The organism is Enterobacter cloacae complex sp. 2024EL-00711, from assembly GCF_047529885.1.
GTDB classification, from domain to species: Bacteria; Pseudomonadota; Gammaproteobacteria; order Enterobacterales; family Enterobacteriaceae; genus Enterobacter; species Enterobacter ludwigii.
On record NZ_JBLIZC010000002.1, the window covers coordinates 57,118 to 70,635 of the forward strand.

Annotated in this window: 15 protein-coding genes; 11 read left to right on the forward strand and 4 right to left on the reverse strand. The window is 54.4% G+C overall.

What is annotated here, in order from left to right:
• Window positions 1–65: 65 nt before the first annotated feature.
• Window positions 66–695, reverse strand: a complete 630-nt coding sequence (gene yfcG, locus ACMVME_RS06705) for a GSH-dependent disulfide bond oxidoreductase (protein WP_020883132.1) — start codon at window positions 693–695, stop codon at window positions 66–68.
• A 140-nt stretch (window positions 696–835) separates the two neighbouring features.
• On the opposite strand from yfcG, the gene yfcF reads away from it, so the two are divergent.
• From yfcF to yfcD, 3 genes are read left to right on the forward strand one after another with little or no spacing between them, the layout of a single operon-like run.
• Complete coding sequence (gene yfcF / locus ACMVME_RS06710; RefSeq protein ID WP_032681959.1) at window positions 836–1,480, forward strand: glutathione transferase; 645 nt, start codon at window positions 836–838, stop codon at window positions 1,478–1,480.
• Window positions 1,481–1,534: 54 nt separating this feature from the next.
• Window positions 1,535–2,086, forward strand: coding sequence for a phosphodiesterase (gene yfcE, locus ACMVME_RS06715; protein WP_014171017.1), 552 nt, complete (start codon window positions 1,535–1,537; stop codon window positions 2,084–2,086).
• 55 nt (window positions 2,087–2,141) lie between these two features.
• Window positions 2,142–2,696, forward strand: a complete 555-nt coding sequence (yfcD, locus tag ACMVME_RS06720; RefSeq protein WP_014171016.1) for an NUDIX hydrolase YfcD — start codon at window positions 2,142–2,144, stop codon at window positions 2,694–2,696.
• A 3-nt stretch (window positions 2,697–2,699) separates the two neighbouring features.
• On the opposite strand, the gene ACMVME_RS06725 is transcribed toward yfcD, so the two are convergent.
• On the reverse strand, window positions 2,700–3,719 hold the full coding sequence (locus tag ACMVME_RS06725; RefSeq protein ID WP_014171015.1) for a LacI family DNA-binding transcriptional regulator: 1,020 nt from the start codon (window positions 3,717–3,719) through the stop codon (window positions 2,700–2,702).
• A 238-nt stretch (window positions 3,720–3,957) separates the two neighbouring features.
• Here ACMVME_RS06725 and ACMVME_RS06730 point away from each other — a divergent pair, with 238 nt between their 5' ends.
• The 5 genes from ACMVME_RS06730 (at window position 3,958) to ACMVME_RS06750 (ending at window position 7,939) form a co-directional block, all read left to right on the forward strand.
• On the forward strand, window positions 3,958–4,401 hold the full coding sequence (locus ACMVME_RS06730; RefSeq protein WP_025203579.1) for a PTS sugar transporter subunit IIA: 444 nt from the start codon (window positions 3,958–3,960) through the stop codon (window positions 4,399–4,401).
• Between the two features lie 79 nt (window positions 4,402–4,480).
• A complete protein-coding gene (locus tag ACMVME_RS06735) occupies window positions 4,481–4,753 on the forward strand; it encodes a PTS sugar transporter subunit IIB (protein ID WP_014171013.1) in 273 nt (90 codons plus the stop codon).
• Between the two features lie 21 nt (window positions 4,754–4,774).
• Window positions 4,775–6,166 carry a PTS ascorbate transporter subunit IIC gene (locus ACMVME_RS06740; protein WP_020883137.1) on the forward strand — a complete coding sequence of 464 codons (1,392 nt, stop codon included), beginning with the start codon at window positions 4,775–4,777 and terminating at the stop codon, window positions 6,164–6,166.
• Entirely contained in the window at window positions 6,163–6,993 is an 831-nt protein-coding gene (locus ACMVME_RS06745; protein ID WP_049022768.1) for a transketolase, read from the forward strand. Before ACMVME_RS06740 ends, ACMVME_RS06745 begins: the two co-directional genes overlap by 4 nt.
• Window positions 6,986–7,939, forward strand: a complete 954-nt coding sequence (locus ACMVME_RS06750; protein ID WP_025203581.1) for a transketolase family protein — start codon at window positions 6,986–6,988, stop codon at window positions 7,937–7,939. Before ACMVME_RS06745 ends, ACMVME_RS06750 begins: the two co-directional genes overlap by 8 nt.
• Window positions 7,940–7,983: 44 nt before the next feature.
• On the opposite strand, the gene pta is transcribed toward ACMVME_RS06750, so the two are convergent.
• Together pta and ackA are read right to left on the reverse strand one after the other, a co-directional pair.
• Window positions 7,984–10,125, reverse strand: coding sequence for a phosphate acetyltransferase (pta, locus tag ACMVME_RS06755; RefSeq protein WP_014171009.1), 2,142 nt, complete (start codon window positions 10,123–10,125; stop codon window positions 7,984–7,986).
• 76 nt (window positions 10,126–10,201) lie between these two features.
• Entirely contained in the window at window positions 10,202–11,404 is a 1,203-nt protein-coding gene (gene ackA / locus ACMVME_RS06760) for an acetate kinase (RefSeq protein WP_014171008.1), read from the reverse strand.
• Between the two features lie 337 nt (window positions 11,405–11,741).
• Between ackA and yfbV the strand changes: the two genes are divergently transcribed.
• From yfbV to ACMVME_RS06775, 3 genes are all read left to right on the forward strand, one after another.
• Window positions 11,742–12,197 carry a terminus macrodomain insulation protein YfbV gene (gene yfbV, locus ACMVME_RS06765; protein ID WP_008502875.1) on the forward strand — a complete coding sequence of 152 codons (456 nt, stop codon included), beginning with the start codon at window positions 11,742–11,744 and terminating at the stop codon, window positions 12,195–12,197.
• Between the two features lie 92 nt (window positions 12,198–12,289).
• Window positions 12,290–12,784, forward strand: a complete 495-nt coding sequence (locus ACMVME_RS06770) for a YfbU family protein (protein ID WP_020883140.1) — start codon at window positions 12,290–12,292, stop codon at window positions 12,782–12,784.
• Window positions 12,785–12,795: 11 nt separating this feature from the next.
• Entirely contained in the window at window positions 12,796–13,455 is a 660-nt protein-coding gene (locus tag ACMVME_RS06775) for a sugar phosphatase (protein ID WP_068794839.1), read from the forward strand.
• The last annotated feature ends 63 nt before the right edge of the window (window positions 13,456–13,518 follow it).

Here is a 13,518-nt window from a genome sequence, read left to right on the forward strand (position 1 = left end):
TCTCCGTGTCAGAATTTCCTTCACATAATACATGAGAGCCTCTCCGGCACACACCAGCCACCGGCTTAAATTTGTTGGATTTTTTGCATGGCGCGTTCGGTGGCCGGACGCGTGCGGATTCGTTCAAACCAGTTGTTCACCGCCGGGTAAGACGCCAGGTCAATGCGGTGCTTTTCATGGGTATTCACCCAGGGCCAGCAGGCAATGTCGGCGATGCTGTAATGATCCCCGCCGAGCCACGGTGCTTTCTCCAGCCGACGGTTCAGAACGCCGTATAACCGCTGGGTTTCCACCTGATAGCGTTCGATAGCATAAGGAATCGGCTGCGGCGCGTAGGCGGTAAAATGGTGGTTTTGTCCGAGCATCGGCCCCAGACCGCTCGTCTGCCAGAAAAGCCACTGCAGCGTGTGGTGACGCTCGCGCAGCTCTCCGCTCAGCAATTTGCCAGTCTTCTCTGCCAGATAGAGCAATATTTCTCCGGATTCAAACAGGCTCAACGGCTTGCCCCCATCGGCAGGATGGTTATCAATAATGGCCGGGATTTTATTGTTTGGCGATATAGCCAGAAAGAGAGGACTGAACTGATCGCCTTTGCTGATATCCACGCGAATGATCCTGTAATCCAGTTCGGCTTCCTCAAGAAAGAGGGTGATCTTATGGCCGTTCGGGGTGGGGGCATAATAAAGGTCGATCATTCTCAACTCCTGTCAGTGAAAATAGTGACGCCATGAAAAATGAGTATAGGTGGTTGTTGTAAATCGTGAGTTTTCATCAAGTGACAGCGAGGCAAAGAGATTATATGTTGAATGAAAACCGATCAGCCGATGAGGATGTTATGAACCAGCCCGTAATCACGTTATGGTCCGATGCAGATTTCTTTTCTCCCTATGTTCTGAGCGCGTACGTGGCGCTGGCCGAAAAAGGACTGTCATTTACGCTAAAGACGGTGGATCTGGGCGGCGGTGAACATCTGAAACCACAGTGGCAGGGCTACGCCCTGACCCGTCGCGTGCCGGTGCTGGACATTGATGGCTTCGCGCTGAGTGAATCGTCGGCGATCGATGAGTATCTGGAAGATCGGTTCGCACCTCCTGAGTGGGAGCGCATCTACCCTCACGATCTGCAAAAACGTGCCCGCGCACGTCAGATCCAGGCGTGGCTGCGCAGCGATTTGGTGCCGATTCGCGTGGAACGCTCCACGGATGTGGTGTTTGCCGGGGTGAAAAAACCGGCGCTGAGTAAAGACGGTGCGGCCAGTGCCCAAAAACTGATCGATACCGCGACTTCTCTGCTGGCTCATGGTAATCCAAATTTATTCGGCGAGTGGTGTATTGCCGATACCGATCTGGCGCTGATGCTGAACCGTCTGATCCTCAATGGAGATGAGGTGCCTCAGCTGCTGGTGGATTATGCCGCGTTTCAGTGGCAACGCGCCTCAGTGCAGCGCTATGTGGCACTCTCCGCTAAGCGGGCGGGCTGATATAGCCTGACGCTTCAGGTATGATAGGGCAGTCTGATTTCCAGGGAGTGACTGATGAAACTGATGTTTGCGTCTGATATCCATGGTTCGCTGCCCGCGACCGAGCGTGTTCTTTCTCTGTTTGCTCAAAGCGGGGCGCAATGGCTGGTGATTCTGGGGGATGTGTTAAATCATGGTCCGCGCAATGCGCTGCCGGAAGGCTATGCACCGGCGCAGGTAGCGGAAAAACTCAACCAGTATGCTTCGCGCATTATCGCCGTTCGCGGTAACTGCGACAGTGAAGTGGACCAGATGCTGCTGGATTTTCCCATCACTGCCCCCTGGCAACAGGTGCTGATGGAAAATAGCCGTCTGTTCCTGACCCATGGTCATCTTTTTAGCCCGGAAAATCTCCCGGCACTGGCGGCTGGCGATGTCCTGGTTTACGGTCATACTCATATTCCGGTGGCAGAAAAACGCGGCGAGATGTATCACTTTAACCCCGGTTCGGTCAGCATACCGAAAGGTGGAAATCCAGCAAGCTATGGCATGCTCGATGAGAATACGTTAAGCGTAATCGCACTTAATGATCAGCAAGTTATTGCGCAAATAGCGATTAATCCGTAAGTTACACCTCAACTGCAAACGCGCCGAAAGAGCGCTTAGACGAGAAGGTTTCCCGATGGTGGAGCAGAGTCATTTGGCAAGTACAGAGTGGGTTGACATTGTCAACGAAGAGAATGAAGTGATCGCGCAGGCCAGCCGCGAACAAATGCGCGCGGAGCGTCTGCGTCACCGTGCGACATACATCGTTGTGCATGACGGGATGGGCAAAATTCTGGTTCAGCGCCGCACGGACACCAAAGATTTTCTCCCTGGTATGCTGGATGCAACTGCAGGCGGCGTTGTTCAGGCGGATGAAGTTCTGCTGGACTCCGCGCGTCGTGAAGCGGAAGAAGAGTTAGGGATTGCCGGCGTGCCGTTTGCCGAGCATGGTCAGTTCTATTTCGAGGACGAACATTGCCGCGTCTGGGGCGGGCTGTTTAGCTGCGTTTCCCATGGCCCGTTCGCCCTGCAGGAAGAAGAAGTGAGCGAAGTGAACTGGATGACGCCGGAAGAAATTACCGCGCGTTGCGACGAGTTCACCCCGGATTCGTTAAAAGCGCTGGCGCTGTGGATGACCCGCAACGCTAAAAACGAATCCACGAAAGCGGAAAAAGAGGAAGAGGCGGAGTAAGCCTCAACAGCTCTCCCGCAGACACAGGCTGGACGCGATAGGTTTATGGTCGCGCCAGTCTCCATCATTCAGACGTTCCAGTAACGCGCGTCCCGCTTCAATCCCAATCTTACGATGTGGCACAGCCATGGTCGTCAGCGGTGGCTGACAGACCCGGCTGACGTCGCTATCGCCAAAACCCACCACGGCCAGATCGTCCGGTACTTTTATACGCCGACGCTGGCATTCATAAAGTGCCCCGCAGGCCAGTTCATCCGACACGCACACCAGTGCATCCAGCTCTGGCCACGCCAGCAGGAACTCCGGCAGTTGCGCCGCACCCGTGGAAAAACTCGGTGGCATGGCGGCGTTAATCACCCGGTTTGGTGACATATGGTGGCGAAGCATCGCTTTGTACCAGCCCTGTAAATGCTGCTGGAAAATCCACTGCTCCTGGTTAGCGCACAGCAGGCCAATATTCTGGTAGCCGCGCTTAATAACCATCTCCGTCAGTTCGTACATCGCCGCGACGTTATCAATCCCGATATTCATATCAATAGGATCGGCGCGCATGGCCCCCATCTCCATGACCGGAATGGACGCGTTTTTCAGCCAGTGGCGGACAGTATCGGAGTGTTCAACACTGAGCAAAATCGCAGCGGCAATGTTCGACGCCAGCAGCGTCTCCAGCAATTTTTCTTCCTGCTCGAGTCGATGCTGTGATTCGGCCAGCATGATCTGGTATCCGGCAGGCTGCAGCACCTGCTGAAGCCCGGCGAACATCTCCGAGCAACCGGATTCGGAGAGATTAGGAACGACCATCGCAATCGTCCATGACGATGCCGAGGCCAGCGCGCTGGCAGCGAGATTAGGCATGTAACCCAATTCCTGTACAGCGGCTTCTATTTTTTCTCGCAGTTTATCGGAAACCTGTTCAGGCGTGCGGAGTGCACGGGACACGGTCATCGTGCCCACCCCGGCAAGCTGTGCGACATCGGCGAGTGTCACTTTACCGGTACTGCGCCGTTTTCGGGTTAGAGACATACACCTTCCTGCTGACCAGACGCGTTTTTATTATCATCCTTCGTTTCACGTGAAACGCAGTATACGCCTTAAATCCCTTTTTTTGCTGTGAATTCACACCATGATTACAATTTGATAGCGCTATCACACTTCTGAATGTTAGCGATTGGTAGCGCTATCTTTGTGATCCCGATCGCAGTCAATATGGGATGTGTTGAATAAAGTTTGCTCATCTTTTGCATTGTGGCGGGACGGAGAAATGCTGAAAAAGTGGATATATGATACAACCATCACGCTGCAGGAGAGCGTAGAAAGCTGGCCGCAGGCGCTGGAAATATGCGCGAAACCGTTGCTGGATCTGCAGGTGATTGGCCCGGAATACGTGACGGCCATCATTGAGCAGCATCATGCATTAGGACCTTATTATGTGCTGGCACCAGGGCTGGCCATGCCGCATGCGCGGCCGGAAGAGGGGGCCAAAGGATTAGGCCTCTCATTATTAAAGCTGAAAAAGGGAGTCTCTTTTGGTGCCGGTGAGTTCGATCCCGTGGATGTTATTATTATGCTCGCGGCGCCGGATAAACACAGTCACATCGACATGATCTCTGCCCTCGCTGAATTATTTTCCAGCGACGACGATATGGCTGAATTGCATCAGGCGAATACCCTGGAGGATATTAAAACGATTATTGACCGCTTCTGATTTAATTCTCTCATCCGATTTATCACAACATTACGTTTAGCGTGATGGGGCGTGCTCTACTCAAAAAAAGGGGACAACAATGAAAATTATGGCTATTTGCGGTTCAGGCCTGGGCAGTAGTTTTATGGTCGAAATGAATATTAAAAAGGTGCTCAAGAAGCTGGCCATTGACGCCGACGTTGAACACTCCGATCTCTCCTCGGCAACGCCGGGTGCCGCCGATCTTTTCGTGATGGCGAAGGACATTGCCGCCAGCGCCAGCGTGCCGGAAAGCCAGCTGGTGGTGATCAACAACATCATTGATATCAACGAACTCGAAGCGCAGCTCCGCGCCTGGTTCGACAGACAATAATCCTGATAAGGCGAGGTGGATATGTTTATCCTTGAAACGCTGAATTTCGTTGTTGATATATTAAAAGTCCCGTCGGTTCTGGTGGGCTTAATAGCCTTAATTGGCCTGGTCGCTCAAAAGAAATCTTTTTCTGATGTGGTGAAAGGGACCATTAAAACCATACTCGGTTTTATTGTGCTCGGCGGCGGGGCTACGGTGCTGGTTGGGTCATTAAATCCGTTAGGCGGAATGTTTGAACACGCCTTTAATATTCAGGGCATTATTCCCAATAACGAGGCAATTGTTTCTATTGCGCTAGAGAAATACGGTGCCTCTACCGCGCTGATTATGGCATTCGGTATGGTGGCAAATATCATTGTCGCCCGCTTTACGCGTCTGAAGTATATCTTCCTGACCGGGCATCATACCTTCTACATGGCATGCATGATTGGGGTCATCCTCACCGTGGCGGGCTTTGAGGGCGTTGGTCTGGTCTTTACCGGGTCGCTGATCCTCGGTCTGGTGATGGCCTTCTTCCCGGCGCTGGCGCAGCGTTACATGAAGCGCATTACCGGCAACGATGACATCGCTTTTGGTCACTTCGGTACCCTGGGCTATGTTCTCTCCGGCTGGATTGGCAGCAAGTTCGGCAAAGGCTCTCGCTCGACTGAAGAGATGAACCTGCCGAAGAACCTGAGCTTCCTGCGCGACAGCTCTATCTCCATCTCGCTGACCATGATGATCATCTACCTGATCATGGCGGTGAGCGCCGGGCGTGACTACGTTGAGGCGACCTTTAGCGGCGGTCAGAACTACCTGGTCTATGCCATCATCATGGCCATCACGTTCGCCGCGGGGGTGTTCATCATCCTGCAGGGTGTGCGCCTGATTCTGGCGGAAATCGTCCCGGCCTTTACCGGCTTTTCTGAAAAACTGGTGCCGAATGCACGTCCGGCTCTGGACTGCCCGGTTGTCTATCCGTATGCGCCAAATGCGGTGCTGATTGGCTTCCTGTTCAGCTTCCTTGGCGGGCTGGTGGGTCTGTTTATCTGTGGGCAATTCAGCTGGGTGCTGATTCTGCCTGGTGTGGTGCCGCACTTCTTCACCGGCGCTACCGCGGGCGTGTTTGGTAACGCCACCGGGGGACGTCGTGGAGCGATGATTGGTGCGTTTGCCAACGGCCTGCTGATCACCTTCCTGCCGGTTCTGCTGCTGCCGGTGCTGGGGGCAATTGGATTTGCCAATACCACGTTCTCGGACGCTGACTTTGGCGCTGTCGGGATCGTGCTGGGTAACCTGGCGCGCTTCCTGTCGCCGCTTGCCATCACCGGCCTTGTTGTGGCGTTGTTCGCACTGCTGGTGGCGTACAACGTGTTCGCTAAAAACAAATCTGCGGGCGATAACGCGCAGGAAAACACCGGAGCCAAATCATGAATGAGAATGAGATAACCCATCTGGCGCGTCAGATCCGCCTTGAAACGCTGAAAATGCTGACCCTGCTGGGCTTTGGTCACTACGGCGGCAGTATGTCGGTTGTTGAAACCCTGGCCGTGTTGTACGGCGCAGTGATGAAAATTGACCCGGCCGACCCGGACTGGCCAGAGCGTGACTACTTTGTCTTGTCAAAAGGACATGCTGGTCCCGCGCTGTACAGCACCCTGGCGATCAAAGGCTATTTCCCGATGGAAGAGCTGAGCACGCTGAACCAGAACGGTACGCGTCTGCCGAGCCATCCGGACCGGCTAAAAACGCGCGGGGTGGATGCCACCACCGGCTCGCTGGGGCAGGGGATTTCCATCGCCGGTGGAATGGCGCTGTCGCATAAGCTGGCGGGACGACCCAACCGGGTTTTCTGTATCGTCGGCGACGGCGAGCTGAACGAAGGGCAGTGCTGGGAAGCGTTCCAGTTTATTGCACACCATCGCCTGAATAACCTGACCGTATTCGTTGACTGGAACAAACAGCAGCTTGATGGCGAACTCGACGACATTATCTGTGCGTTCGATCTGGAAGGAAAATTCCGTGCCTTCGGGTTTGACGTGGTGACGGTGAAAGGAGATGACATTCCGGCACTGCTGGAGGTGACATCGCTGGTTCCGGCGGCGGATGCTCGCCCGCTGGTGGTGATCCTCGACAGTATCAAAGGGCAGGGCGTGCCGTATCTGGAGCAACTGAGTAACTCGCACCATCTGCGATTAACCGCCGAGAGCAAGGCGGCCCTCAACGAGACGATTCGCCAACTGGAGGCTTCACATGATTAAGGTTGCACCTGCAGGTCAGAAAGACGCCGTCGAGATGCGTAAAGTCTACGCGGGGTTTGTGGCACAGCAGATTGAAGCCGGGAGCGACATTATCGCCCTCGAGGCGGATCTGATGAGCTCAATGGCGATGGATGGCGTGGCACGTGATTATCCGCAGCATGTGATTAACTGCGGCATCATGGAAGCTAACGTTATGGGGACGGCGGCGGGGCTGTCGCTGACCGGACGCAAGCCGTTCGTGCATACCTTTACCGCCTTCGCCAGCCGTCGCTGTTTCGACCAGCTGTTTATGTCCCTGGACTACCAGCGTAACAATGTGAAGGTCATTGCTTCAGATGCCGGCGTGACGGCCTGTCATAACGGCGGCACGCATATGTCGTTTGAAGATATGGGCATCGTGCGGGGGCTGGCCCATTCGGTGGTGCTGGAGGTAACGGATGCGGTGATGTTTGAAGATGTACTGCGCCAGCTTATTGACCTCGAAGGTTTCTACTGGGTGCGTACCATCCGTAAGCAGGCCCCGAGCGTGTATGCGCCGGGTTCGACATTTACGCTTGGCAAGGGCAACGTACTGCGCGAAGGCAGTGACATCACCCTGATTGCCAACGGCATTATGGTGGCGGAAGCGCTTGAAGCGGCGCGTCAGCTCGAACAGGAGGGCGTCAGCGCCGCGGTGATCGACATGTTTACCCTTAAGCCGATTGACCGGATGCTGGTGAAAAACTACGCCGAGAAAACCGGACGTATCGTGACCTGCGAAAACCACAGCATTCATAACGGGCTGGGATCGGCAGTGGCGGAAGTGCTGGTGGAAACCTGTCCGGTGCCGATGCGTCGGGTGGGCGTGAAGGAGCGTTACGGCCAGGTGGGGACACAGGACTTCCTGCAGAAGGAGTATGGCCTGACGGCACACGACATTGTGTCGGCGGCGAGGGAGTTGTTGTAAATAAAAAAGGCGACCCTCAGGTCGCCTTTTTAGTCAGTAACGTATTACTGCTGTTGTGAAGACTGGATCGCGGTCAGAGCGATGGTGTAGACGATATCGTCAACCAGCGCGCCACGGGACAGGTCGTTCACAGGTTTGCGCATACCCTGCAGCATTGGCCCGATGGAGATCAGGTCTGCAGAACGCTGTACCGCTTTGTAGGTGGTGTTACCGGTGTTCAGATCCGGGAAGATGAACACGGTAGCGCGACCCGCAACCGGTGAGTTCGGTGCTTTGGATTTCGCAACGTCAGCCATAACCGCGGCATCATACTGCAGCGGACCGTCGATCATCAGATCAGGACGTTTTTCCTGTGCCAGACGCGTCGCTTCACGGACTTTCTCTACATCGCTACCTGCACCAGAAGTACCGGTGGAGTAAGAGAGCATTGCCACGCGAGGTTCAATACCGAAGGCAATCGCGGAATCGGCAGACTGAATAGCAATCTCAGCCAGCTGCTCTGCAGTTGGATCCGGGTTGATCGCACAGTCACCGTAAACGTAAACCTGTTCAGGCAGCAGCATGAAGAACACGGAAGACACCAGAGAACTGCCTGGCGCCGTTTTGATCAGCTGCAGCGGTGGACGGATGGTGTTCGCCGTGGTGTGAACCGCACCGGAAACCAGGCCGTCAACTTCGTCCTGCTCCAGCATCAGCGTGCCCAGCACAACGTTGTCTTCAAGCTGCTCACGCGCAACGGCTTCGGTCATGCCCTTGCTCTTACGCAGCTCAACCAGGCGCGCAACATAGCTTTCGCGAACCACTTCCGGGTCGACGATTTCAATACCTGCACCCAGCTCAACGCCCTGAGAGGCAGCAACGCGGTTAATTTCATCCGGGTTACCCAGCAGCACACAGGTCGCGATGCCGCGCTCTGCACAGATGGCAGCCGCTTTAACGGTACGTGGTTCGTCGCCTTCTGGCAGAACAACACGTTTGCCCGCTTTACGCGCCAGCTCGGTCAGCTGGTAACGGAAGGCCGGAGGAGACAGACGACGGCTGCGCTCGGAGGTCGCCGTCAGGGATTCAATCCAGTCTGCGTTGATGTAGCCCGCAACGTATTCCTGCACTTTCTCGATACGCTCATGGTCATCAACCGGCACTTCCAGGTTGAAGCTCTGCAGGCTCAGAGAGGTCTGCCAGGTGTTGGTGTTCACCATAAAGACTGGCAGGCCAGTGGCGAACGCACGTTCGCACAGCTTGCTTACGCGTGGATCCATCTCGTAAGCACCGGTCAGCAGAATGGCGCCGATTTCCACACCGTTCATCGCGGCCAGGCACGCAGCAACCAGCACGTCAGGACGGTCAGCGGAGGTCACGAGCAGAGAGCCTGCGCGGAAGTGTTCCAGCATGTGCGGAATGCTACGCGCACAGAAGGTCACAGACTTCACGCGGCGGGTATTGATGTCGCCTTCGTTAATCACGGTAGCGTTCAGGTGACGCGCCATGTCGATTGCACGGGTAGCAATCAGGTCGAAGCTCCATGGCACCACGCCCAGTACTGGCAGCGGGCTGGAATCCTGCAGAGTCGCCGGATCAACTTTAACCACTTTCGCTTTAGAAGAGTCATCGAAGATTTCGGACAGGTCAGGACGGGTACGACCTTGCTCATCAACCGGTGCATTCAGTTTGTTAACGATAACGCCGGTAATGTTGGTATTTTTCGCGCCGCCGAAGCTGCTGCGGGTCAGTTCGATACGCTCTTTCAGCTGTTCCTGGTTATCGGTACCCTGGGACATGACGAACACGATTTCCGCATTCAGCGTTTTCGCGATTTCGAAGTTCAGAGACTGAGCGAACTGGTGTTTGCGGGTCGGGACCAGGCCTTCAACCAGCACCACTTCCGCGTCTTGCGTGTTAGCGTGATAGTTGGCGATGATCTCTTCCATCAGCACGTCTTTCTGGTTGCTGGAGAGCAGAGATTCAACGTGGCTCATCTTCAGCGGTTCAGCCGCTGGCAGATTGGAGTTCTTACGCACGATGGTGGTGGTCTGGTCTGGCGCATCGCCACCGGCACGAGGCTGGGCGATAGGCTTAAAGACGCTCAGACGAACGCCTTTGCGTTCCATAGCACGGATAACGCCAAGGCTGACGCTGGTCAGACCGACGCTGGTTCCGGTAGGGATCAGCATAATAGTACGGGACACGGTTTATCCTCTTTCGTTACCGCCGACAGGGGGCGGGCTACAAAACAGCACCGCCAGCATTGCTGGCGGTGTGGAATCAGGCAGTCAGGCGGTGCGCGTCTTGCGCGATGACCAGCTCTTCGTTAGTTGGGATAACGATAGCCGGACGGGTGCCTTCTTTGTTGATGAAGCCAGACTTGCCGAAGCGGGCAGCCAGGTTACGCTCGTGGTCAACTTCGAAGCCCAGAACACCCAGTTTACCCAGGGACAGTTCACGAACCATTGCCGCGTTCTCACCGATACCACCGGTGAAGATAACCGCGTCCAGACGACCGTCCATCAGCGCAGTGTAAGAGCCGATGTACTTCGCCAGACGGTGGCAGTAAACGTCCATTGCACGTTTAGCGTCTGCTTTTTCTGCGTAGTTGTCTTCAACATAACGGCAGTCGCTGGTGACTTCGGTCAGACCCAGCAGGCCAGACTCTTTGGTCAGCATTTTGTTGATCTGATCAACACTCATGCCCAGGGTGTCGTGCAGGTGGAAGATGATCGCCGGGTCGATGTCACCGGAACGGGTACCCATCACCAGACCTTCCAGCGGGGTCAGACCCATGGATGTATCAACACATTTACCGTTGCGGATGGCAGAAACAGAACCACCGTTGCCCAGGTGGCAGGTGATGATGTTAACTTCTTCAACCGGCTTGTTCAGCACTTTAGCGGCTTCCTGAGTCACATAGAAGTGGCTGGTGCCGTGCGCGCCGTAGCGACGAACGCCGTGCTCTTTGTACAGGCTGTACGGCAGGGCATAGAGGTAAGATTCTTCCGGCATGGTCTGGTGGAACGCAGTGTCGAACACAGCCACGTTTTTGTCTTTCAGCTGCGGGAAGGATTTCAGCGCTTCAGCGATACCGATCAGGTGAGCTGGGTTGTGCAGCGGTGCGAAAGAGGCAGAGTCTTTAATGCCCTGGATAACCGTTTCGTCGATAACGACGGAACGGGTGTATTTTTCGCCGCCGTGGACGATACGGTGACCAATCGCAGTCAGCTGAGCAGACAGTTCTGGTTTTTGTGCCAGAATAGTGTTAACGATAAAGTTCAGCGCTTCACTGTGAGCGGCGCCTGCACCTAAAGCCGCTTCCTGTTTGCTGCCGTCCATCTTCCACTTGATACGTGCTTCAGGCAGATGGAAACATTCGGCCAAACCAGAGAGGTATTCGTCACCGTTGAGCGCATCGATGATGGCGAATTTCAGTGAGGAGCTACCGCAGTTCAGAACCAGTACTAACTTACTCGACATGGAAGTACCTATTATTGATACGTGGCTAAAAAAACGTCAGGGAGTCTAAAAGCGTAACGCATAATGACTCAGACATTTATGATTAACATCATGCCAAACGAACATTGTGGCATGATGGAAGAAATACATATGATTTTATGCCATTTTGAACATTTTTCAGCCAATGGCATAATATGCGATAATTTGACGAGTTAATGGTTCTCGTCTAAGGGCCTATCAGGCTGGCACAGAATACCCGATACGGGGTGCTGATGACAAAATATTTTGAACGTTGTCATAGCCTGTTGTGGTTTTGCACGAAAATTTTAATTTTTATATGTGAAGTTGAGGTACAGCCATGTCGACACCAGAGAACCCGTCCGTGAATTTTTTCAGTCTGTTTCGTCGGGGACAGCATTACGCAAAGACGTGGCCAATGGAAAAGCGCCTTGCGCCCATGTTTATTGAGAACCGCACGATCCGCGCCACGCGCTATGCGATTCGCTTTATGCCACCTGTCGCCATCTTTACGCTCTGCTGGCAAATCGCGCTGGGTGGGCAGCTTGGCCCGGCCGTTGCGACGGCACTTTTCGCGTTAAGTCTGCCGATGCAGGGTCTGTGGTGGTTAGGTAAACGTTCTATCACGCCACTCCCGCCTTCTATTTTACACTGGTTTTATGAAGTTCGCGGGAAACTGGAGGAAGCCGGGCAGGCGCTTGCCCCGGTCGAAGGCAAGCCCGATTACCAGGCGCTGGCTGACACGCTCAAGCGCGCTTTTAAGCAACTCGACAAAACATTCCTCGATGACTTGTGATTGATCATCGAAACGACGAATAAAAGAAGGCACAGTAACTCACCGTTACCGTGTCTTTTTTTTACAGTGCAATGCGCTACAGGAGTCGAAAGATGGAAATGACCCATGCTCAACGTCTGATTTTGTCCAACCAGTACAAAATGATGACTATGCTTGATCCCGATAACGCTGAGCGCTACAGCCGCCTGCAGACAATCGTCGAACGTGGCTTTGGTTTGCAGATGCGTGAACTGGACCGCGAGTTTGGTGAGATGAAAGAAGAAACCTGCCGCACCGTGATCGACATTATGGAGATGTATCACGCCCTGCATGTTTCCTGGACCAATCTCAAAGATCAGCAGTCCATTGACGAACGTCGCGTCACCTTCCTGGGCTTTGATGCCGCAACGGAAGCGCGTTATCTGAGCTATGTGCGTTTTATGGTGAACACGGAAGGGCGCTATACCCATTTTGACGCGGGCACGCACGGCTTCAATGCGCAGACCCCAATGTGGGAAAAATATCAGCGCATGCTGAGCGTCTGGCACGCCTGCCCGCGCCAGTACCATTTAAGTAACAATGAGATTCAACAAATTATTAATGCCTGACGGAGGTGCTTGTGCAGTGTAGAGGTTTTCTGTTTGATTTGGACGGTACGCTGGTGGATTCGCTGCCGGTTGTGGAGCGTTCATGGTGCCATTGGGCGGACAGACATGGCATTGACCATCAGGAAGTACTGAATTTTATCCATGGCAAACAGGCCATAACCTCATTGCGGCACTTCTTAGCAGGACGTTCTGAGGAAGAGATTCAGGCGGAGTTCAGCTATCTTGAGCACATTGAAGCCACCGACACGGATGGCATCACAGCGCTGCCGGGGGCGCTTGAACTGCTTGAACATCTGAACGAAGCCCAAATCCCGTGGGCGATCGTCACCTCCGGCTCGGTGCCCGTTGCCCATGCCCGCCACAAGGCCGCAGGGTTACCGACGCCCGAAGTGTTTATCACGGCAGAGCGCGTGAAGCGCGGCAAGCCTGAACCGGATGCCTTTTTACTCGGTGCCGAACTGCTTGGCCTTGCACCAGCCGATTGTGTGGTGGTGGAGGATGCGGCAGCAGGCGTCCTGGCGGGGTTGAACGCTGGAAGCCACGTCATCGCCGTTAATGTTCCGGCGGGTTCACCCCGCCTGAACGAGGCGGATCTGGTGCTTAACACGCTGATGGCCATTAACGTTGCGAAGGCACCGGACGGAGTTGTAACCGTCTCGCTTAAAATGTAATCCCATGATATAGCCCCACATTGTTGGGGCTTTTTTATGGCAAAATTTTGTCTCCTCCACTGA

Bases quoted from the DNA above. Each gene is read 5' to 3' on its own strand.
- ACMVME_RS06740 (WP_020883137.1), top strand. From the start codon at position 4,775: ATGTTTATCCTTGAAACGCTGAATTTCGTTGTTGATATATTAAAAGTC.
- ACMVME_RS06730 (WP_025203579.1), top strand. From the start codon at position 3,958: ATGCTGAAAAAGTGGATATATGATACAACCATCACGCTGCAGGAGAGC.
- yfbV (WP_008502875.1), top strand. From the start codon at position 11,742: ATGTCGACACCAGAGAACCCGTCCGTGAATTTTTTCAGTCTGTTTCGT.
- ackA (WP_014171008.1), bottom strand. From the start codon at position 11,404: ATGTCGAGTAAGTTAGTACTGGTTCTGAACTGCGGTAGCTCCTCACTG.
- ACMVME_RS06745 (WP_049022768.1), top strand. From the start codon at position 6,163: ATGAATGAGAATGAGATAACCCATCTGGCGCGTCAGATCCGCCTTGAA.
- ACMVME_RS06735 (WP_014171013.1), top strand. From the start codon at position 4,481: ATGAAAATTATGGCTATTTGCGGTTCAGGCCTGGGCAGTAGTTTTATG.
- yfcE (WP_014171017.1), top strand. From the start codon at position 1,535: ATGAAACTGATGTTTGCGTCTGATATCCATGGTTCGCTGCCCGCGACC.
- yfcD (WP_014171016.1), top strand. From the start codon at position 2,142: ATGGTGGAGCAGAGTCATTTGGCAAGTACAGAGTGGGTTGACATTGTC.
- ACMVME_RS06750 (WP_025203581.1), top strand. From the start codon at position 6,986: ATGATTAAGGTTGCACCTGCAGGTCAGAAAGACGCCGTCGAGATGCGT.
- yfcF (WP_032681959.1), top strand. From the start codon at position 836: ATGAACCAGCCCGTAATCACGTTATGGTCCGATGCAGATTTCTTTTCT.
- yfcG (WP_020883132.1), bottom strand. From the start codon at position 695: ATGATCGACCTTTATTATGCCCCCACCCCGAACGGCCATAAGATCACC.
- ACMVME_RS06725 (WP_014171015.1), bottom strand. From the start codon at position 3,719: ATGTCTCTAACCCGAAAACGGCGCAGTACCGGTAAAGTGACACTCGCC.
- ACMVME_RS06770 (WP_020883140.1), top strand. From the start codon at position 12,290: ATGGAAATGACCCATGCTCAACGTCTGATTTTGTCCAACCAGTACAAA.